The organism is Streptomyces sp. CA-135486 (assembly GCF_050936555.1).
Taxonomy (GTDB): Bacteria; Actinomycetota; Actinomycetes; order Streptomycetales; family Streptomycetaceae; genus Streptomyces.
This window is the reverse complement of record NZ_JBNJMM010000001.1, coordinates 3,003,462-3,023,847: the sequence shown is the minus strand read 5'-3', so window position 1 is coordinate 3,023,847 and position 20,386 is coordinate 3,003,462. Positions and strand designations below refer to the sequence as shown.

Annotated in this window: 14 protein-coding genes and 1 pseudogene; 9 read left to right on the top strand and 6 right to left on the bottom strand. The window is 72.1% G+C overall.

Going from position 1 to position 20,386, the window contains the following annotated elements; genetic code table 11:
* The first annotated feature begins 67 nt into the window (after nucleotides 1–67).
* Nucleotides 68–898, top strand: coding sequence for an alpha/beta fold hydrolase (locus ACQEVG_RS13660; protein ID WP_432982053.1), 831 nt, complete (start codon nucleotides 68–70; stop codon nucleotides 896–898).
* An 84-nt stretch (nucleotides 899–982) separates the two neighbouring features.
* On the opposite strand, the pseudogene ACQEVG_RS13655 reads toward ACQEVG_RS13660, so the two are convergent.
* Nucleotides 983–1,786 (bottom strand): annotated as a pseudogene (locus ACQEVG_RS13655) (DMT family transporter); the annotation flags it as partial.
* A 47-nt stretch (nucleotides 1,787–1,833) separates the two neighbouring features.
* Here ACQEVG_RS13655 and ACQEVG_RS13650 point away from each other — a divergent pair.
* The 5 genes from ACQEVG_RS13650 (at nucleotide 1,834) to ACQEVG_RS13630 (ending at nucleotide 10,695) form a co-directional block, all read left to right on the top strand.
* A complete protein-coding gene (locus ACQEVG_RS13650; RefSeq protein ID WP_432982050.1) occupies nucleotides 1,834–3,270 on the top strand; it encodes a PLP-dependent aminotransferase family protein in 1,437 nt (478 codons plus the stop codon).
* 99 nt (nucleotides 3,271–3,369) lie between these two features.
* A complete protein-coding gene (locus ACQEVG_RS13645) occupies nucleotides 3,370–4,947 on the top strand; it encodes an alkaline phosphatase D family protein (protein ID WP_432982047.1) in 1,578 nt (525 codons plus the stop codon).
* Nucleotides 4,948–5,019: 72 nt separating this feature from the next.
* Complete coding sequence (locus ACQEVG_RS13640; protein WP_432982044.1) at nucleotides 5,020–6,486, top strand: SWIM zinc finger domain-containing protein; 1,467 nt, start codon at nucleotides 5,020–5,022, stop codon at nucleotides 6,484–6,486.
* Nucleotides 6,483–9,185, top strand: a complete 2,703-nt coding sequence (locus ACQEVG_RS13635; RefSeq protein WP_432982041.1) for a DUF6493 family protein — start codon at nucleotides 6,483–6,485, stop codon at nucleotides 9,183–9,185. Before ACQEVG_RS13640 ends, ACQEVG_RS13635 begins: the two co-directional genes overlap by 4 nt.
* 118 nt (nucleotides 9,186–9,303) lie before the next feature.
* Complete coding sequence (locus ACQEVG_RS13630) at nucleotides 9,304–10,695, top strand: GNAT family N-acetyltransferase (protein ID WP_432982038.1); 1,392 nt, start codon at nucleotides 9,304–9,306, stop codon at nucleotides 10,693–10,695.
* Here ACQEVG_RS13630 and ACQEVG_RS13625 read toward each other — a convergent pair.
* Nucleotides 10,631–11,830 (bottom strand): trans-sulfuration enzyme family protein, encoded by a 1,200-nt coding sequence (locus ACQEVG_RS13625; protein WP_432982035.1) that lies wholly within the window; start codon nucleotides 11,828–11,830, stop codon nucleotides 10,631–10,633. The genes ACQEVG_RS13630 and ACQEVG_RS13625 overlap by 65 nt on opposite strands.
* Before the next feature lie 59 nt (nucleotides 11,831–11,889).
* On the opposite strand from ACQEVG_RS13625, the gene ACQEVG_RS13620 reads away from it, so the two are divergent.
* Together ACQEVG_RS13620 and ACQEVG_RS13615 are read left to right on the top strand one after the other, a co-directional pair.
* On the top strand, nucleotides 11,890–12,372 hold the full coding sequence (locus ACQEVG_RS13620) for an Lrp/AsnC family transcriptional regulator (protein WP_432982032.1): 483 nt from the start codon (nucleotides 11,890–11,892) through the stop codon (nucleotides 12,370–12,372).
* Nucleotides 12,373–12,435: 63 nt separating this feature from the next.
* Nucleotides 12,436–14,118: a DUF885 domain-containing protein gene (locus ACQEVG_RS13615; protein WP_432982029.1), complete on the top strand. Its 1,683-nt coding sequence runs from the start codon at nucleotides 12,436–12,438 to the stop codon at nucleotides 14,116–14,118.
* Nucleotides 14,119–14,241: 123 nt separating this feature from the next.
* Here ACQEVG_RS13615 and ACQEVG_RS13610 read toward each other — a convergent pair whose 3' ends face one another.
* Nucleotides 14,242–14,724, bottom strand: coding sequence for a rhodanese-like domain-containing protein (locus tag ACQEVG_RS13610; protein ID WP_432982026.1), 483 nt, complete (start codon nucleotides 14,722–14,724; stop codon nucleotides 14,242–14,244).
* Nucleotides 14,725–14,818: 94 nt separating this feature from the next.
* Here ACQEVG_RS13610 and ACQEVG_RS13605 point away from each other — a divergent pair, with 94 nt between their 5' ends.
* Entirely contained in the window at nucleotides 14,819–15,265 is a 447-nt protein-coding gene (locus ACQEVG_RS13605) for an Lrp/AsnC family transcriptional regulator (protein WP_432982023.1), read from the top strand.
* Here the strand turns inward: ACQEVG_RS13605 and ACQEVG_RS13600 are convergent.
* The 3 genes from ACQEVG_RS13600 to ACQEVG_RS13590 form a co-directional block, all read right to left on the bottom strand.
* Nucleotides 15,255–18,320: an AAA family ATPase gene (locus ACQEVG_RS13600; RefSeq protein ID WP_432982020.1), complete on the bottom strand. Its 3,066-nt coding sequence runs from the start codon at nucleotides 18,318–18,320 to the stop codon at nucleotides 15,255–15,257. The two genes, ACQEVG_RS13605 and ACQEVG_RS13600, sit on opposite strands and share 11 nt — an antisense overlap.
* Entirely contained in the window at nucleotides 18,317–19,513 is a 1,197-nt protein-coding gene (locus ACQEVG_RS13595; RefSeq protein ID WP_432982017.1) for an exonuclease SbcCD subunit D, read from the bottom strand. Before ACQEVG_RS13595 ends, ACQEVG_RS13600 begins: the two co-directional genes overlap by 4 nt.
* Nucleotides 19,514–19,591: 78 nt before the next feature.
* Complete coding sequence (locus tag ACQEVG_RS13590; RefSeq protein WP_432982014.1) at nucleotides 19,592–20,218, bottom strand: YigZ family protein; 627 nt, start codon at nucleotides 20,216–20,218, stop codon at nucleotides 19,592–19,594.
* Nucleotides 20,219–20,386 lie beyond the last annotated feature (168 nt).

Below are 20,386 nucleotides of genomic sequence, written 5' to 3'. Positions count from 1 at the left end.
AGCGGTAATTGTTACTGACAAGCCGTCTAAAGCGTATTCACGTGGGCGACACCAGGGAGCAGCAAGCATGGCCGCGACGATTTCGTTCTCCATCAAGTCCCCCGAGGGCAGCCGCACACTGTCCGTCAACTACGAACGTGCGGGCAAGGGTGAGCCACTGCTGCTTCTGCATGGCATCGGGCACCACTGGCAGGCCTGGGAGCCGGTCCTGGGGATCCTGGCCGCCGAGCGCGATGTCATCGCCATCGACCTGCCCGGCTTCGGGACGTCCCCGGCGCTTCCCCAGGGAGTCTCGTACGACCTCGCGACCGTGGGCTCGGCCCTCGGCGCGTTCTGCGAGGCGCTGGAGATCGAGAGCCCCCATGTCGCGGGGAACTCCCTCGGCGGGCTGCTCGCCCTGGAGTTGGGCCGGGAGAAGCTCGTACGGTCGGTGACGGCGCTGTCGCCCGCCGGGTTCTGGTCGCCGGGCGAGCGGCAGTACGCCTTCGGGATGCTGCTCACCATGCGGCGCGCGGCGCAGGCGATGCCGCTGCCGCTGATCGAGGGGCTGTCCCGGTCGGCAGCCGGGCGGGCGGCGCTGACCAGTACCATTTACGCACGGCCCGGACGGCGTTCACCCGAAGCGGCCGTCGCGGAGACCCTCGCACTGCGCGCTGCCACCGGTTTCCACCAGACGCTCGCCGCCGGCCGCGACATCGTCTTCGCCGACGACATCCCCGATGTGCCCGTCACCATCGGCTGGGGTATGCAGGACCGGCTGCTGCTGCGGCGCCAGGGCATCCGGGCCAAGCGCGCCATCCCGGGGGCGCGGCTGGTGCGGCTTCCCGGCTGCGGCCATGTCCCCATGAACGACGACCCCGCGCTCGTCGCGCGCGTCATCCTGGACGGCAGCCGCTGAGCGCCTGCTGAACACGCCCGAGCCGAGCGCCGCGCCCGCCCCGACCAGGACACCGCCCACCGCCTGGGGCGGACCGAACGTCCCCGTCCCGACGACGGGGGCGGTCAGCGCGGCGGCGACGGGGATGAGGCCGGTGAAGAGCGTGGCGCGTTCGGCGCCGATCCGCTGCAGGCCCATGTACCAGGTGACGAAGCCGACGACGGTGACGACGGCCGCCTGCCACAGCAGTGCGAGCGTCTCCGCCTGGGTGGGCGTGCGCACAAAGCCCGCGCCGTCGAGGACCAGACCGATGAGCGTGGACTCGACGGCCGCGACACCGCAGACGGTGGCGGTGAGCAGCCTGGGGCCGAGCGGGCGCAGCACCGGCGTGGCCAGCACGGCGAAGCCGACCTCGCCGGCCAGCGCGCCGAGTGACCAGGCGATGCCGACCGCGTCGGTACGCCCCCACCCCTGGACGGTGAAGGCCCCGGCCGCCACCAGCAGGGCTCCGTACAGCACCGGGCGAGCGGGCCGGCGAGCGTCCAGAAGCGGTACGAGCACGGCGACGATGACGGGCGCGCAGCCCACGAAGACGCCCGGAACGGCAGGCTCCGAGGTGCGTTCCGCGGCCAGGATCGCCAGATTGAAGCCGACCATGCCGACCGCGGCGAGCAGGGCGAGCCGTCCCCACTGCCGGCCGCGAAGGGTGCGCAGCCGGGCCTGCGCTGCCGTCCGGCCGCCGAGCAGCGGCAGCAGGAGCAGACCGGCGACGGCGTAACGCAGGGCCTGGCCGCCCGCGTAGGGGTAGTCGCCCAGGACGCTGTTGGCGGTGAAGGAGGCGCCGACGAGGGAGTAGGCGAAAGCGACGAGGAGGATTCCGCGCAGTGCGCTCGCGTTCACATGGTTCATGCGGCCGACGCTAGGGACCGGAGCGGTACCCTTTAAGGTCCACTTTCATGACATCATCGGGGACCAATCCGACGGTCGGCGAGCCGTCCTGGAACGCTGCCTGGGAACTGCTGCTGCCCGCGGCGGCCGCACCCGCCCGGCAGCGCGGCCGAGCACTCCAGTCGGCCCTGCGTGATGCGGTGCGAGCGGGACGACTGGCCGCGGGCACCCGATTGCCGTCCACCCGTGAACTCGCCGCCGATCTGGGTGTCTCCCGCGGCCTGGTCACCGAGGCGTACGAGCAGCTGACGGCCGAAGGGTATCTGCGCAGCGACCGTGGCTCGGGCACCTGGGTCGGGGACGCGGCGCGCGGCGCTGTGCGCGGGGCGCGGGACCTGGCGCCCCGCGCCCCCGGAGCGCTGGTGGACTTCCGCCCCGGGACGCCCGATCTCTCGCTCTTCCCCCGCGCCGCGTGGGCCGCCGCGCACAAGTCCGTGCTCACCCGGCTGCCGCACCAGGCGCTCGGCTATCCCGATCCGCGAGGACTCCCCCAACTGCGCACCGCTCTGGCCGCGTTGCTCACCAGGCGCCGCGGTGTGGCCGCCGATCCCGAACGCCTGGTGGTGTGTTCCGGCGTCGCCCAGGCGATGACGCTGCTCGGCTTCGTACTGCACGGGCACGGCCTGCGGACCGTGGGCACGGAGGACCCGGGAAGCCCCGAGCACGCACCGCTGTTCGCGGCGGCCGGGCTGAGCATGACGGAGCTGCCGCTCGACGACGAAGGACTGGCGACCGGGCCGCTGTCGGCGTCGGGCGTGCGTGCGGTGGTGACCACTCCGGCCCACCAGTTCCCGACCGGAATCGCCTACTCCGCGCAGCGTCGCGCCGAACTCCTCGGCTGGGCCAGGGCCGTGGACGGTCTGATCGTCGAGGACGACTACGACGGGGACTTCCGCTACGACCGGGCCCCGGTCGGCGCCCTCCAGGGCCTCGACCCGGAGCGTGTCGCGTACACGGGATCGGTCAGCAAGTCGCTCGCTCCGGGGCTGCGGCTCGGCTGGCTGGTCGTACCGTCGCGCCTCGTCGACGAGGTCGTGGAGCGCAAGCGCACCATGGACCTCGGCAATCCCATCCTCGACCAGGCGGTTCTCGCCGACTTCATCGACCGCGGCGGCTACGACCGGCAGTTGCGCCGCTGCCAGCGCGCCTACCGGGAGCGACGGGACACGCTCGTCGGCGCGCTTGCGGAGCGATTCCCCGGGGCGGAGGTCAGCGGCATCGCGGCCGGTCTGCACATCATTGCGCGGCTGCCCGGGCGGTACGGCCCCGAGGCGCGCTTCCTGGAGCGCGCCGCCGGGGCCGGCGTGGCGGTGCGCCCGCTGGCCGACTACCGGGTGGCACACTCCGCGGACTCCGGCGTGCGGCTGGTCCTCGGGTATGCCCATCTGGCGCCGTCCGACATCACGCACGGGGTGCGGCTGATGGCTCGGGCCGCGGTGAACTGACTCAGTCCTCGGAGTTCACGTGGGGTTCGCGCATCGGCCGCGGCGGGGCGCTAGGCATGGCTCGGCACACCCGCCCGACCTGCCCCTGGAGGCGCAGCGATGTCGCAGAGCCCGCGGATATCGTCCCCCGACCGCCGTTCCGTACTGCGTGGCGCAGTCGCCGCCTCGGCGGCGCTGGCCCTGCCCACCCTGGCGACGGCGCCCGCCCTGGCGCTGTCCGGCCGCCCGGGCGCCGCCTGGGGTGTGCAGACCGGCGATGTCACCGCCTCGTCCGGCCTGGTCTGGGTGCGCTCCGACCGGCCCGCGCGGATGATCGTGGAGACCTCCGCGACCGATTCCTTCCGTCGCGCGCACCGCTGGCACGGCCCACTGCTCGGATCCGACACGGACTTCACCGGTACGACGCCGCTGCGCGGGCTGCCTGCCGGGGAGCAGGTGCACTACCGGGTCACGCTGGCCGACCCCGACGACCCGCGGCGCACCGGTGAGCCGGTGTACGGGACGTTCCGTACGGCTCCTGCGAAGCGCTGCGAGGGCGTGCGCTTTCTCTGGTCGGGCGATATCGCGGGCCAGGGGTGGGGCATCAACCCGGACATCGGCGGCTACCGCGCCTACGAGGAGATGCGGCGCCTCGACCCGGACTTCTTCGTGTGCAGCGGTGACACGGTCTACGCGGACGGCGTGATCCAGCCCAGCGTGACGCTCCCGGACGGCCGGATCTGGCGGAACATCACCACGGAGGAGAAGTCCCACGTCGCCCAGACGCTGGCCGACTTCCGCGGCAACTTCCGCTACAACCTGCTCGACGAGAACGTACAGCGCTTCAACGCGCAGGTGCCGACGGTGGTGCAGTGGGACGACCACGAGGTGCGCAACAACTGGTACCCGGGACAGATCCTCGACGACCCTCGCTACACCGAGAAGAACGTGGACGTGCTCGCCGAGCGCTCGGTGCGCGCCTTCGGCGAGTACTTCCCGATCTCGACCCTCCACGCGCCCGGGCGCGAGGGCCGCGTCCACCGGGTGGTGCGCTACGGGCCGCTGCTCGACGTCTTCGTACTCGACATGCGTTCCTACCGGAACGCCAACTCTCCCGGCCGGCAGGCCGACGACACGCAGGGCATTCTCGGCGCCGAGCAGCTCGCCTGGCTGAAGCACGAGCTGTCCCGGTCGCGCGCGGTATGGAAGGTGATCGCCTCCGACATGCCGCTGGGGCTGGTCGTCCCCGACGGCGCGGCGAACTTCGAGGCGGTGGCGCAGGGCGATCCCGGCGCGCCCCTCGGACGCGAGCTGCAGATCGCCGAGCTGCTGCGGTACATCAAGCACAGCCGGATCACGGGCACGCTCTGGCTCACGGCTGATGTGCACTACACCTCGGCGCAGCACTACGCCCCGGAGCGGGCGGCGTTCAAGGACTTCGCACCGTTCTGGGAGTTCGTCTCGGGTCCGCTGGCCGCCGGCGGCTTCCCGGCCAATGCGCTCGACTCGACCTTCGGCCCCGAACGCGTCTTCGTCCGGGCACCGGAGCGGGCCAATGTCTCGCCGATGGAGTCCCCGCAGTACTTCGGCGAGGTCGACATCGACGGCGGCAGCGGCGAGTTGACGGTGCGGCTGCGGGCCGAGGGCGGAACTGTGCTGTTCAGCAAGGCACTTCAGCCGGGCCGCGTCGGTCAGTGACCTCATCTCCCCGGGCCTGAACTCTCCTTGCGGCCGAGGCCATTGTCAGTGGCGGGTTCTAGCGTCGTTTCCATGACGCGATCAGTGCAGGCACTGGCCTACGCCCGACCGTCCGCCCTCGCATCCGCTGAGGGCGGACGGCTCCTCGGTCTGGAGACATCCGGCGGGCTCACACCGACGGGCGCCCAGGCGCATCCCCACTTCTTCTCCGGCTTCCTGACGTCGCCGCAGACAGCGGCGCGGGGGCTGCTGGCTGTCGCGGACGTCGCGGCCGCCCGCTACGTCGACCGGACTCGGCGCCCGCTGCTCGACCCGGTGGTGACGGGGAACGGCGACCGGCTGCGGTTCGAGTCGTTCTCCGGCTGCTGCGGGGTGTATGCCCGCCTCGATGTGCTGCGCGAGGGGCTGGACGGCGCGGAGACCGGACACGGCACGACCAACGTGGATGTCAACAACCCGCTGCGCGAGGCCCTTTCGCGGATGACCGGCGACCAGCCGCTCCATCTGCGGGTCGGTCCCCAGGAGCTGGCGGTGACCACACTGGACGGCGCCGTGGTGGAGAAGAAGGTTCCGCTGCCGGACCGCTGGCTGCGAGGGTTCGCCGAGGCTCAGGTGGCGAGCGTCGCCTTCGATCTGCGGGCCGAGCTGCCCGCCGCCGAGGCGGTGCGCTTCCTGCGGTCGTTGCCCCGTGGGTCCGGCGGTGCGTCCCGCGGTGCGATGTGGGTGGTGCCGGCCGGGAAGACGCTGCGGCCGACCACCCGGCCGGCGGCGGGGGCGGTGTGCCTCCCGGGGCCGGAGCGGCTGGCCGCCCTGCAGCGGGTACTGCGGCAGGCAACGGCGCTTCGGGTGTACGGGCCCGCGGCCGACGGATCGGCGACCGCGAGCGCCTGGGAGGTGGTGCTGCCGGGGATGCGGCTCACGCTCACCCTCTCGCCCGAGGCATCACGCGGATTCTCCGGCGAGGGCGGGGTACTGGAGGCGCTGGCCACCGAAGAGGCCGCCCAGGACGCGGAGTTGATCTCCGTGCTGCTGGCGTGGGAGCCGCGGATCGACCCGGCCGAGCTATCCGCTCAGTCCGGCCTGACGGTCGAGCGGGTACGGGCGGCGCTGACCCGGCTCGGCACGGCGGGCCGGGTGGGCTACGACATCGCGGACGCGGCGTACTTCCACCGGGAGCTGCCCTACGACGCGGACCGCGCCGAGCGGCACAATCCGCGGCTCGTTACGGCCCGCGCGCTGGTTGCGGCCGGGTCGGTGGAGCTCGCCGGGGACCTGGCGTCCGTCTCCTCCGGTGAGCGCAGATACCAGGTGCGGGAGTCGGGCGGTGTGCTCAGCTGCACCTGCCAGTGGTGGTCGGACTACCAAGGACGGCGGGGCCCCTGCAAACACGCGCTGGCGGTCCGTATGGCGCGGCGCGGGGCCGCGGCGACCGGGACGGTGGCCGCGACCGGGACGACCGGTGCGACCGGGACGGTGGCCGCGACCGGGACGACCGGTGCGATCGGGACGACCGCCCCCACCGCCGGAGGCGCGCGATGAAGGAGCTGCTCGCCGCCGTCCGAGAAGGGCGTTCCAGCGAGGTCCCGGGGCTGTTGAAGCCACTGACACCGGCCGAACGCAAGACGTGCCTCGTCGAGTTGAAGGCACTGCGGGCCGAGCTGCGCGGCTGGGGCTGGGACCGCTGGCAGGAGCGATTCAAGGTCAACAGGGCCTTGCTGCCCGCTGGCGCCGGCTGCCACACGGGCGCGGCGGCAGCGGCCGCCTGGATCGGTGCCCGGGATCTGCGCGACGGCGGCCGGCCTCTGCACGGAATGCTGATCGACCTGCTCTCTGACCGCGCCCCCGAGTGGCTCGGCGACCTCGCCCACCGGCTCGCCGCGCGCTCCTCGACCGCGGAGGAGGACTACCCGCTGATCGATGAACTGGCGCGGCTCGCGAAGTGCGGGATTCCCACCACGGACGGCGTGGTGTACGGATGGGCTGAGGCGGTCACCTCGGCCCGGGGCAAGGGACTCGGCAGGCTGGGCGAGGACCCTCATGTACGGACCCTGGTACCGCGGCTGTTCGAGACACCTCAACTGGCCCGCCCGCTCACCTGGTTCACCGACCCCGAAGCACCGAACCACTGGCCGACGGCGCTCACCGCTCTGGCCACGGCCGGGGTGCTCGACCGGACGGTGCTGGTGGACGCCTGCGTCGCCCGGCTGCTGCGCGGCGGACGGCCCGGTGAGATGCGGTTCTTTCTGATCCTGCTGCGCCGGCTCGAGCTGACCCCCGCGGAGGAGAGCGCCAGGGTCGCCGACTGGGCCGGCATGGCGGCCGACGGGATGTCCACGGTCGCCGCGCACGCCCAGGGCGTACTGGCCCGGCTCGCCGAGAGCGGCGAGCTCTCCGCCTCCGCCCTCGCCGCAGCGTCGAGTGCCGTTCTCTTCCGTACCGAGAAGAAGCTGGTGCGGGCCCAACTGGTGCTGCTGGGCAAGGTGTTGCGACGGAATGCGGGCACCGTCGGTGAGCTGCTGCCGGCGCTCGCCGATGCCTTCGGTCACCAGGACGTGGGCGTTCAGGAGCGGGCGCTGAAGCTGGTGGGCCGGCATCTGCCCACCGCCGACGACAGCCTGCGCAAGGAACTGGCCGCGGCCGCGGCCCTGTTGAGCCCGGCGCACCGGAAGGCGGCCGTGGAGATCTTCGGCGCCCTGCCGGACGACGGGGTGCCGGGTGAATACGTGGAGATCCTGCCGGCCGCTCCTGAGCCCCGGAGGCTCGCGCCCGCCGCGGACTCGGTGGCCGAGCTCGTCGAGGACGTGGTGGTCCAGCTGCGGGCCGACGACGATGTGAGTGAGTTCGAGCGCACCCTGGACGGGCTCGTCCGCCTCGTCCACCGCGAGCCTGCGGCGCTGGCCGACGCGCTGCGCGCCGCCCTGGCCGATCGCTGGTGGCTCGACGACACCTATCGCTGGGACCGGGACCAGCGCTTCTACGGCCATCCGTACGGCTTGGAGGTGGTGACCGCCGCCCTGCTGGAGCGGGTGTCCGTCAAGACGCTGCACAACGCTCGCGTGCGCGGGACCGCATCGGACAGCTGCGCCCACACGGGTCTCGACGGCATCTTCAACGCGCGGATGTGGGAGGCCGCGTTCCGGGTGCGCACCCGGCCGCTGCCGTTCCTGCTCGCGACCCCCACATGGCACACCGGCACACTGGACGCCGACGAACTGGTCAACCGGCTGCGGGAGTACCGGCGGCTCGACCTGCCGCCTGGCCCGGTGGACTTCGCCCAGGCGCTGCTGCGCGTGCCGCGGGGCGCCGACGGCAGCGCGGCCCACGCCGCAGCCCAACTGGGCACCACGGAGGGCGACCGGCTCGCGGCGTGGCTGACCGGGGACGGGCCGGTCGTCCCCGCGCTCCGGACCGGGACCGGGACCGAGGCCGAAGTCCCGGAGCCGGCCACGCCCGGGCGGTGGCAGCCCGGCAGGTACACGCGGCGCAGGCTCGACGAGACCAAGGGACGGCTCGCGATCCAGCGGGAGTTCCCCCGCTCGTTCCACTGGCTGGGCCGCGCGCAGAGCAGCTCCTACCGCGGCTGCTACCACTGGGCGGCCGGGCGGACGCACTGGGTGGCCGCGCTGCCGCACGAGCGGGAGGCGCACGCCACCTGGATGCTGCCGGGGCTGACTGCGTGCGCGCTGGAGGATCTGCCGGGTGCGACCTGGGGTCTGCCGCCGCTGGCCGAGGCAGACGGTCCCGCCGGTGCGGGCGGCCCCGGGGAACCGGCAGAGCCCGCGGGGCCGGCGCTGCATCGGGCCCTCGCCACCGGTCTCGGTGCTCGTAGCCGCGAGGACCGCCTTGCGGCGGTGGACGCCCTGCTCGTTCTGGCCGCGCGTGGCCGGCTGGACGCCTCACGCCTCGGCCGTGATCTGGCCGAGCTGGTCGGCCAGGGCACGGTGAAGCCCAACCGGCTGGCCGAGTCGGCCCGTACGGCCGCGGCGACCGGTGCGTACGCCACGACCTGGTCCGTACTGGCCGGGGCGCTGCCCGGCCTGCTGAGCGCGGACCAACCTCCCCGCGGACTCGGGGAGATACTCGCCGTCGCGGCCGAATGCGTCGAGACATGTGGCACAGCCGCCGCGGTTTCGGGCAGCCCGGACGGGATACCCGGTCTTGCCGACCTGGCGGGACGACGGGGTTCTTCCCAGCTCGTCGCGCAGGCGTCCCGGCTGCTGACCGCATTGGATCACTGAGCCGAACACTCCACGCCAGAAACGGCGAAAAACAGCCGATAGCGGTCCAGAACCATGCTTAACCCATCAGTCACAAAGCGTTCGTGATCACGCAACACCGTTCGGACACAGTGATGGCATGACAGATGTGACTTCTGCGAAGAGTGCCCGCCGTCCACACCACTGGCGGCGGGATCTGGTCGAGTTGGCGGCCTTGTTCACCGCTGTGGCGGTCGCCGACGCCGTCGCGAACATGATCGGGCACGCGCCGGACGGCCCGTTCCTGCTCGTCGTCTCGGCCGTGGCCCTCGTCGCCACGGCCGCGTTCCACACATGGTGGGCACGACGCCACAGTCATGCCCCTCCGAAGCACGCCACGGATACCGGCGGCGCCGAAGCTCACGGCGCTGCCGCGACCGAACCCGAGGAGGAGCTGTACGAGACCATGCTCTGGCGGATGCGTACGACCGTACGGGACAGGCCCGGCAGCCTGGCCGCGCTGTGCATCGCACTCGCCCGGCACCGGGTCGACATCCTCACCCTCCAGACGCACCCGCTCGCCGAGGGCACGGTGGACGAGTTCCTGCTGCGCGCCCCCGCGACGCTGCAGGCCCATGAGCTCACCCGGGAGGTCTCGACAGCGGGCGGCAGCAACACCTGGATCGAGCGCGCCGACACCCACGATCTCGTCGACACCCCGACCCGGGTGCTCGGCCTCGCCACCCGTACCGCGCTCGACGCGGCCGAACTGCCCCTCGCGCTACGCCAGTTGCTCGGCCGCTGCACGATCCACTCGGTGCCCGCGGTCACCCTCAGCGGCCAACCCTCGGGCGAAACCCCGCCCGTGGAGGGCGTGCTCGAGGACACCGTGATGCGGCTGCGCGATCCGAACGGCGGTGCCATCACCGTCGAGCGGCCCTATCTCCCCTTCACCCCCACGGAGTTCGCCAGGGCCCGGGCCCTGGTCGAGCTGGATGCCCGGCTCGGCCCCCGCATCCCCCGCAGCCAGGACGTTCTCACCCTCCCCGAGGGCAACGAGATCACCGTGCGCCGTGTCGACCAGGGTGACGTCGAGGCGGCCAAGGCGATGCACGAACGCTGCTCCGACCGCACCTTGAGCATGCGCTACCACGGTCCGGTCGCTGACGCCGGCCGCTACCTCAACCACCTGCTCAGCCCGCGCTACGGCCGCACTCTGGCCGTGCAGACGGCCTCCGGCCGGCTCGTCGCCCTCGGCCATCTGCTGTGGGACGGCGACGAGACCGAGGTCGCGCTGCTCGTCGAGGACGCCTGGCAGCGCCGCGGCATCGGCGCGGAACTGCTCGGCCGACTGGTCGCCCTCGCCGTCGAGGCCGGCTGCGAGAGCGTGTACGCCGTCACGCAGTCCTCGAACACCGCGATGGTCGCGGCCATGCGCGGCCTCGGTCTGCCGCTCGACTACCAGATCGAGGAGGGCACGCTGGTGGTCACCGCCCGACTGGACGCGACCGCCGCGCGTCCGCGTTCCCGCTTCGAACAGGCTGAGCGCTGAGGGCCTCGGCCAGATCGCGCCACAGATCCTCGACGTCCTCAAGACCGACCGACAGCCTCAGCAGCCGGTCGCTGACGCCCGCCGAGCGCCGGTCTCCCTCAGCCACAATGCGGTGGCTGATGGAGGCCGGGTGCTGGATCAGCGTGTCGACGCTGCCGAGGCTGACCGCGGGAGTGATCAGCCGTACGCCCGCGATCACCCGGCGCGCGTCGCCGTACACCTCGAAGGAGACCATCGCGCCGCCCACCTGCGGATAGTGGACGCGGGCGACTCGCGGGTCGGCGGCCAGCCGGCAGGCCAGATCGGCGGCGGTGGTGGACGCGGCCCTGATCCGCACCGGCAGCGTGGACAGTCCGCGAAGAAGCAGATATCCGGCCATGGGGTGCAAAATGCCACCGGTGGCGAAGCGGACCTGCCGCAGCAGGCGGGCGAACTCCTCGTCGCAGGCCACCACGCCGCCCATGACATCGCCGTGCCCGCCCAGATACTTCGTGGCGCTGTGCAGCACGATCCGCGCGCCGTGCTCCACCGGCCGCTGGAGCACGGGCGTGGCGAAGGTGTTGTCGACGAGCAGCGGGACGGAGCCGCACGCGTGCCGCAGCGCCCGGAGATCGACCTCCGCCAGGGTCGGATTGGCGGGCGTCTCCACCATCACCAGGCCGGTGTCGGGCCGGATCGCCGCCGCGATGCCCGCCGGGTCCGTCCAGGTCACCTCGTTCCCCAGCAGCCCCGCGGTGAGCAGATGGTCACTGCATCCGTACAGCGGCCGCACGGCCACCACATGCCGCAGCCCCATGCTCGCCCGTACCAGCAGTACGGCGGTGAGTGCTGCCATCCCGCTGGCGAAGGCCACCGCGCTCTCGGTGCCTTCGAGCCGGGCCAGCGCGGTCTCGAAGCGGGCCGTGGTCGGGTTGTCCAGCCGGGCGTAGACGGGCGGCCCCTCAAGGCGCGCGCCGGTGGCCGCGAACTCGTCGATCCGCTCGGCCTCGCCTGCGGCGTCGTACGAGGGGTAGGTGGTGGAAAGGTCCAGCGGCGGGGCGTGCAGACCGAGCTGCGCGAGGTCCTCGCGTCCGGCGTGGACTGCTTCGGTGGCCAGCGCCCGGGGGGTGTGGGCGGTGAAGGCGGCGTTTTCCATGGCGGCACTGTGAACACTTACCGGAAGGTTTTGGCCTGAGCCCGTGCTACGTTCGGCGAATGGCTGAAACTGTCGCTCTCGACCCGGTGGATCTTCACATACTCCGCCTGCTGCAGAACGATGCCCGGACCACCTACCGCGATCTTGCGGCCGAGGTCGGAGTGGCTCCCTCCACCTGTCTGGACCGGGTGGCGAGGCTGCGCCGCTCCGGTGTGATCCTCGGGCACCGGCTGGCACTGGACCCGGCCCGGCTCGGGCGCGGGCTGCAGGCGCTGCTCTCGGTCCAGGTGCGTCCGCACCGACGTGAACTGATCGGCCCGTTCGTGGAGCGCATCCGCGCGCTGCCCGAGTCGCGGGCGCTGTTCCATCTCACCGGGCCGGACGACTACTTGGTGCAGGTGGCCGTGGCGGACACGGCGGATCTGCAGCGCCTGGTCGTGGACGAGTTCACCTCGCGGCCCGAAGTCGCCCGTGTCGAGACCCGGTTGATCTTCCAGCAGTGGGACTGCGGCCCGCTGCTGCCGCCCGCCGCGCAGGGGTGACTGACAGGCCGCTGAGATCCGATGATGGTGACGCGGGGGCCCCACTCGTATGAGGATGTGCGCATGCCAGTCACCCTCAGCAGCGCGCTGCCGCGCCAGGTCGCCGACGCGTACGTCGACGCACTCATCGAACTTGATCCGACCATCGGCACGTTTCTCGGGATCAAGGAGAGCTCGGGCCTCCTTCCCGACTACTCCCCCGCAGGTCAGGAGCGATTCGCCGAACTCGCCCGGGAGACGCTCGCCCGGCTCGACGACGCCGAGAAGCTACCGGGCGCCGAGAGCGCCGCGGAGCGGCGCTGCGGCCGGTTGCTACGGGAGCGTCTGACGGCCGAACTCGCTGTTCACGAGGCGGATGAAGGGCTGCGCACGGTGAGCAATCTGCGCTCGCCCGTACATACCGTGCGCGAGGTGTTCACCGTGACGCCGACGGAGACCGATGAGGACTGGGCGGCCATCGCGCAGCGGCTTCGTGCGGTGCCGCATGCGCTTGAGGGTTACCGGGCCTCACTGGCACTGGGACTTGAGCGCAAGTTGTTCGGCGGCCCACGTGCCACACAGACGAATATCAGCCAAATGACAGAGTGGCTCGGCACCGGCCGCAGCTGGTTCGAGGATTTCGTCGCGGACGGCCCCCTCACGCTCCGCGCAGAACTCGACGAAGCGGCTCGCGCGGCGACCGATGCCCTGGCCGACCTGCGCGACTGGATGCGCGATGTCTACGCGCCGGCCGTCGCGGACGCGCCCGACACCGTCGGCCGCGAGCGTTATGCCCGCTGGTCACGCTTCTTCAACGGCACGGACCTCGATCTCGACGAGGCGTACGCGTACGGCTGGTCCGAATACCACCGGCTGCTGGCCGAGATGAAGACCGAGGCGGACAAGATCCTTCCCGGCGCGGAGCCCTGGGAGGCACTCGCGCATCTCGACGTGCACGGCGAGCACATCGAGGGCGTCGAGGAGGTGCGGGTCTGGCTGCAGAAGCTGATGGACGAGGCGATCGAGGCGCTGGACGGCACGCACTTCGAACTCGCCGAGCGGGTACGGAAGGTGGAGTCCCGGATCGCTCCGCCCGGCGGTGCGGCGGCGCCGTACTACACCGGTCCCTCGGAGGACTTCACCAGGCCGGGCCGGACCTGGCTGCCGACGATGGGCGCGACCCGCTTCCCGGTGTACGACCTGGTGTCGACCTGGTACCACGAGGGTGTGCCCGGCCACCATCTGCAGATCGCGCAGTGGGCGCATGTCGCCGATCAGCTTTCCCGCTACCAGGCGACGGTCGGCGGCGTCAGCGCCAACGCCGAGGGCTGGGCGCTGTATGCGGAGCGGCTGATGGACGAGCTGGGCTTTCTGCCCGACCCGGAGCGCAGGCTCGGTTATCTGGACGCGCAGATGATGCGGGCGTGTCGGGTGATCGTCGACATCGGCATGCATCTGGAGCTGGAGATTCCGGCGGACTCGCCGTTCCATCCGGGCGAGCGCTGGACTCCGGAGCTGGCGCAGGAGTTCTTCGGCAGGCACAGCGGGCGGCCCGCGGAGTTCGTGGAGAGCGAGCTGACGCGGTATCTGTCGATGCCGGCCCAGGCGATCGGCTACAAGCTCGGTGAACGGGCCTGGCTGCTGGGCCGCGAGAACGCCCGCCGGGCGCACGGCGATGCGTTCGACGCGAAGGCCTGGCACATGGCTGCGCTCTCGCAGGGTTCGATGGGTCTGGACGATCTGGTCGACGAGCTCTCCAAGCTCTGACGTGTGAAGCCCTGACATACGGGCCGGTGGCCGGGCTCGCCCGAGATGGCATGAGCCCGGCTGCCGTTGCCGCCAAAAACCCGCTCCCGTGGAACATCGGCGGGACCGACGACGGCTCGTGGGTCAGCAGCCGCAGTCGTCCGCCGTGAGCGGCGCGGTCAGCGGGTCGGCAGCGCGCTTGCGTGTGCCCTCCCAGGTCTCGAACTCGAAGCCCTCACGCGCCCAGTACTCGAACCCGCCGAGCATTTCCTTGACCTGGTAGCCGAGTTCGGCGAGGGCCAGCGCGGCGCGTGTGGCACCGTTGCAGCCCGGGCCCCAGCAGTACGTGACGACCGGAACCGACCTGTCCAGCAGCTGCTCGGCCCCCTCGGCGATCAGCGCGGTCGGCAGGTGGATCGCACCGGGAACGTGCCCCTGGTCCCAGGACTCGGTGGACCGGGAGTCGAGGACGACGAATCCGGGGTCGCCGCCGGCCGCCAGCGCCGATGCGACATCGGAGACATCGGCGTGAAAGGCCAGAGAGGCGCGGAAGTGGGCGGCCGCGGCGGCGGGCGGAGCCGGCGGAACGCGGAGGACAGGGTTCGTGGTGAGCTGCGTCGTCGTCATGACGGAAAATCTACGGTCGGTGATGGTGCGGCTGAAGTGAGATTCCCCGGCACTTGTCTTGATCCGCCGGGGATTACCCTGCTATCTCTCGGACATGACCCGATATTCACCGGACGCCACCGACTGGCGCATCCTCCATGCCCTCCAGCACCAGGGCCGGGCCTCCTTCGCCGAGCTGGCGAGGGCCGTCTCCATGTCCGCGAGCGCGGTCACGGAGCGGGTGCGGCGAATGGAGGAGGCGGGCGTCATATCGGGGTACACCGCGGTGGTCGACCGGGAGCGGCTGGGCCTGCCGGTCCTCGCGTTCGTTCGGCTGCGCTATCCCCACGGCAACTACAAGCCGTTCCACGATCTGCTGGACACGACGCCCGAGATTCTTGAGGCACACCATGTGACCGGCGACGACTGCTTCGTACTGAAGGTCGCCACCCGGTCCATGAGCCATCTCGAAGAGGTCGCGGGCAGGATCGGCGCGCTCGGCTCAGTGACGACGAGCGTCGTCTACTCCTCACCACTGCCGCGCCGACCGATCAGCCGCTGAGCGGGGCCGAGCGGAGCCGCACCACCGAACCGCGCCGCTCCTTGACGACCTCCAGCTGTGCCGGGATTCGGCGGCGCAGATCGGCGACATGGCTGACGATGCCGACGCTGCGGTCCCGTTCACGCAGCGAGTCGAGTACGTCGAGCACCTCGTCCAGGGTCTGGTCGTCCAGGCTGCCGAAGCCCTCGTCGATGAAGAGGGTGTCCAGCCGTACGCCCCCGGCCTCGTCGGTGACGACATCGGCGAGGCCGAGCGCGAGGGCGAGCGAGGCGAAGAAGGTCTCGCCGCCGGAGAGCGTCGAGGTGTCGCGCTCACTGCCGGTCCAGGCGTCCACGACATGCAGCCCGAGCCCGGAGCGCTTGCCGCCGGCCCGGGCGTCGGAGTGCACGAGGGTGTAGCGGCCGGAGGACATGCGCTGCAGCCGCGCGGTGGCGGCGGCCGCGACCTGTTCGAGCCGGGCCGCGAGAACGTACGACTCGAGCCGCATCCTGCGTTCGTTGTCCGCGGAGGTGCCGGCCGTGAGCCCGGCCAGCCGGGCGACCCGATCGTACTCCTCGCGCAGCGGGCCGAGTCCGCGCACTTCCGCGACGGCCTGGCGGGACAGCCGGGCCAGTTCCGCGCACCGGTCGCGGGCCGCAGCGAGCACGGACGCGGCGTGGCGCAGGAGGCGCTCGGCCTCGTCGTGGGCAGCCGTGGCCGCCTCGGGCTCGGCGGGCGGATGCTCGGCGGCACTGCGGGTCTCCGCCTCGGCGAGCCGGTCGGCGACGGCGGCGGCCTCGGTCTGCCAGGCGTCGATACGGTGCTGCAGTGCGCGCTGCGCCGCATCGCCGACCAGCGCGGCGGCCGCGGCACGCGGCGTGTCGAACCCTGCCCGGAACGCCGCGTCGGCCAGCCGGTCGTCGGCCTCCTTCAGCCGCTGCGCGCTGACGTCGAAGGCCCGTACCGCGTCGACGGCCTCGCCGAGCAGCCGCACCCGCCGCTCCAACAGCCCGGCACGCTCGGCCACACTGCCCGCGCCGCACCTGGCCAGGGCCAACTCGCCTTCGAGCGCGGCCTGTTCCCGCTCGAGTGCTTCCCGCCGCGAGGTACGGGCGGCTACCCGCCGCTCGGCCTGCTGCTGCGCGACAAGCCGCTCCTGGTGCTCACGCTCGGCCTGATCCAGGGCCTCACGGGCGGCGTGCATTCCGGAGGCGATGCGGTGGGCCTGCGAGTGCTCGAACTCCAGCTCTTGGACGACGGCGGCCAGTTCGCGCACCTCGGGATCGCGAGACTCGGCTGCCGTATCGCCCTCCGGCGCGCCGGTCTCGGCGCCCCGATCGGCCCGCGCCTCTTTTCCCGCCGTCGTGAACGCCTCCCGCACCACTGCCAGTTCGCGTTCCGCCGCCCCCCTGTTCGCGTCCGCGCGCGTGTAGTCCGCGTACGCCGCGTCCTCCGCCGCGCGGTCCACATGACCGGCCTCCGCGCGGGCGGGGTCGGGATGCTCCGGCGAGCCGCAGACCGCGCACGGATCGCCCGGCACCAGCCCGGCAGCCAACTCCGCCGCGATGCCCCGCAGTCGGCGTTCCTTGAGGTCGAGCCAGCTTTCGCGGGTCGCGTTGGCGCGCTCACGGGCCGCGCGCAGCAGCTCCTCGGCCTGCTCGGTGCGGGCGGCCAGCTCGTCCCGTTTGCGGGCCGCGCGCAGTCTGCGGCGGGCGGGGTCGAGCCGGCCGGCGAGGTGTTCCGCGCGGGTGGCGGCATCCTGCGCCGTTGCGATCCGGTCCTGGTGAGTGCGGCGTACGGTCGCCCAGTTCGCCAGCCAGCCCGCCGCGTCCTGGAGGATGTCGTCGTCCGCCCGCGCCTGACGTTCGAGGTCGGCGCGTTCGAGGGTGATCTCCGCGCTGCGTCGTTCCGCCCGCCGCGCGGCGTCAAGGCCGCCCAGATCCTGGCGGAGCCCCCGCTCCAGGGCTGCCAGTTGGTCCGCCCCGGCCTCGGCGAGCTCCGGCGACAGCCCGGCCCGCGTCCGCTCGCGGTCCGCGCTCGCGACCCGGTGGTCCCGCTCGGCGTCGTCCCGCAGCCTCAGCGCGGGTTCGACGAGCTCCGCCTTGCGGGCCCGTTCCAGGGTGGCCTGCAGCTGCTCCCGCTCGGCACGCCGCGTCTCCAGTGCGGCATGCCGTCGCCTGGCGTCCTCGTAGCGCTCCTGGAGCCTGGCGAGTTCCCGTTCGGCTTCCAGCGCATGGCGGGCTGCGGCCTGCCGGCTCTCCGCCGCGGCCAGCGCGCACCCGGCGATGTCCAGCCTCTCTCGCGCGCCCGCGCGGGCGACAGCCGCCCATTCCAGGACGGCCGCGGCGAGCCCGGGATCGCCCGGCTGCCGGCGCGGTGGCGACCAGTCGCCCGCCGCCGCGCCCGCGGCCTGCTCCGTCCGGTGGGCGATCGCGAGCAGCCGCTCGTCACCGGCCCGCACCTGTTGCTCGGCTGCGCGCCGCTGCTCGGCGAGGCGCTCCTCGACCGCGGCGAACCGCCGGGTGTCGAAGAGCCGCCCGAGCAGCTTGCCCCGCGCCTCCGCATCCGCACGCAGGAAGCGCGCGAAGTCGCCCTGCGGCAACAGCACCACCTGGCAGAACTGGTCCCGGCTCATCCCGACGAGCTGGGTGATCTCGTCGCCGATCTCCTGGTGGGATCGGCTCAGCGCCTTCCACTCCCCCGTCTCGGAGTCGTACTCCCGCAGCCAGCTCTGCGCCTTCTCGGTGGTGAAGCCGGTGCCCTTCTTTTTGGGGCGCGGCTGCGCGGGCCGCCGGGTGATCTCCAACCGCCGTCCGCCCACGGTCAGTTCGAGGCACACCTCGGTGTATGTCCCGGCGGCGGCATGGTCGCTGCGCAGCGAAGCCCCGGGGCTCTGCCGCGCGCCCGGCACCGCTCCGTACAGCGCGAAGCAGACGGCGTCGAGAACAGACGTCTTGCCGGCTCCCGTCGGACCGTGGAGGAGAAAGATCCCGGCGGCGCAGAGCGCGTCGAAGTCGACCTCCTGGCCGGAGCCGAAGGGGCCGAAAGCGGCGACGCTCAGCTTGTGCAGTCTCACCCGGCCACCTCGCGCACGCTCATCTCGACCCGTACGGAGTCGAACGCGCCGCGCAGCACCGTGCGCTCGCGGTCATCGGGCCCGCTGCCGCCGCGCACATGGGCCACGAAGTCCTCGGCGATCTGCTGGTCGTCGCGCCCCTTCAGCCGCTGCGCGTACGAGGCGACCGAGTCGCCGTCGGAGCGCTCGGGCTCGAAGACGAGGCTCAGGGCGTACGGGAAGCGCTCGGCCAGACGCGCCATCGGCTCGGCCGGGCGCACCGGGTCGGTGAGGGTCGCTTCGACGAACGACTGCTCGTGCGCCTCCAGCGCCGGGTCCTCCAGCAGTTCCTCCAGCGTCCCGCGCAGCCGGGCGAGGGGCCGCGGCACGGGACAGTCGATGCGCTCGGCGTCGATCTCGCCCTGCGCGCCGAGGTCGATGAGCCACATCGACTTGCGGTGCTGCGACTCCGAGAAGGAGTACGCGAGGGGCGAGCCCGAGTAGCGCACCCTCCCCCGTAGCCCTTCGGGCACGTGGGGACCCCCAGTGATGGTCTGGCAGCCGTGCAGATGGCCGAGGGCGACATAGTCGACGCCGTGGAAGACCCCTGCGGGCACGGCGGACACGCCTCCGACGGTGATGTCCCGCTCGCTGTCGCTCTCCTGGCCGCCCGCAACGAAGGCATGGGCGAGGACGACGGACCGGGTGCCCGGCTCCTGCTTCGCGAGGTCGTCCCGTACCCGCTCCATCGCCGCGCCGATCACGGCCTCATGATGTGCCTTCTCCGCCTTGAACTCGTCCTTCACCAGGGCGGGTTCGAGATAGGGCAGCCCATAGCAGGCGACCGGGCCGTGGGCGTCGCTGAGCAGCACGGGGGTGGCGCACCCGGCCGGGTCGGTGCGCAGATGTATTCCGGCGCGCTCGATCAGCCCGGCCGCCACGCCGAGCCGCCGCGCCGAGTCATGGTTGCCGGAGATCATCACGGTCGGCACGCCCGCGGCGGCGAGCCGGTGCAGTGCCTCGTCGAACAACTCCACGGCCGTGAGCGGCGGCACCGCCCGGTCGTACACATCTCCTGCGACCAGCACCGCGTCCACGTCGCGCTCGCGCACCGTCGCCACCAGGTGGTCGAGGAACGCGGCCTGGGCGTCGAGCATGCTCACCCGGTGGAGCGACCGGCCCAGGTGCCAGTCCGACGTATGCAGGAATCTCATGATCCCCGAGAGTATCGGTGGGGTCGGACATCACGGGCGGCTTCAGGCGTCTCCACACCGTCAGGCGTCCCCAATCCGTCAGGCGTCTCCATACGCTTCACCGCCCAGCTCCAGCCCCGCCGTGCCCGCCGTGGCATCGGCCAGCCAGCCGCGGAAGGCGTCCACATCGGCGTCGGGCAGACCGATCTCGATGGTCACGGCCTCCCCGTACCGCACCTCACGCACATCCCGTCCGGTGGCCCGCAGATCGTTCTCCAGCTTGCCCGCCCGCTGGTGGTCGACGGTGACGGTGGCAAGCCGGAAGCGCTGTCTTGTGAGGGTGCCGAACGCGTCCAGGGCTTCGCCGACCACTCCGCCGTACGCCCTGATCAGCCCGCCCGCGCCGAGTTTCACACCGCCGTAGTAGCGGGTGACCACGGCTACGACATAACGGACTTCACGCCGCATGAGCATCTGCAGCATGGGCACTCCGGCCGTGCCGCCCGGCTCGCCGTCGTCGCTCGCTTTCTGTACGGCCGCGTCGGCGCCGATGACGTACGCGAAGCAGTTGTGCGTGGCGGTCGGGTGCTTCTTGCGGATGCGTGCGACGAAGGCCTGCGCCTCCTCCTCCGTTGCGGCGGGCGCGAGCGCGCAGAGGAAGCGCGATCTGTTGATCTCGGTCTCGTGCACACCCTCGCGGGCGACCGTCCGGTACTGCTCCTGCATCCGGCCACCCTATGCGCCGCACAGAGCGGAAGTGCGCGGAGGGAAAGGCACGGAGGGGAATGCGCGCCTGCCCACAGCGCACGAAGCCCGACAGTGCTCACCTGTGATCCACAGCACATCTCACACGGACCCGTGATGTTTCGGCGACGGCCGGCGCTGGGTAGTACG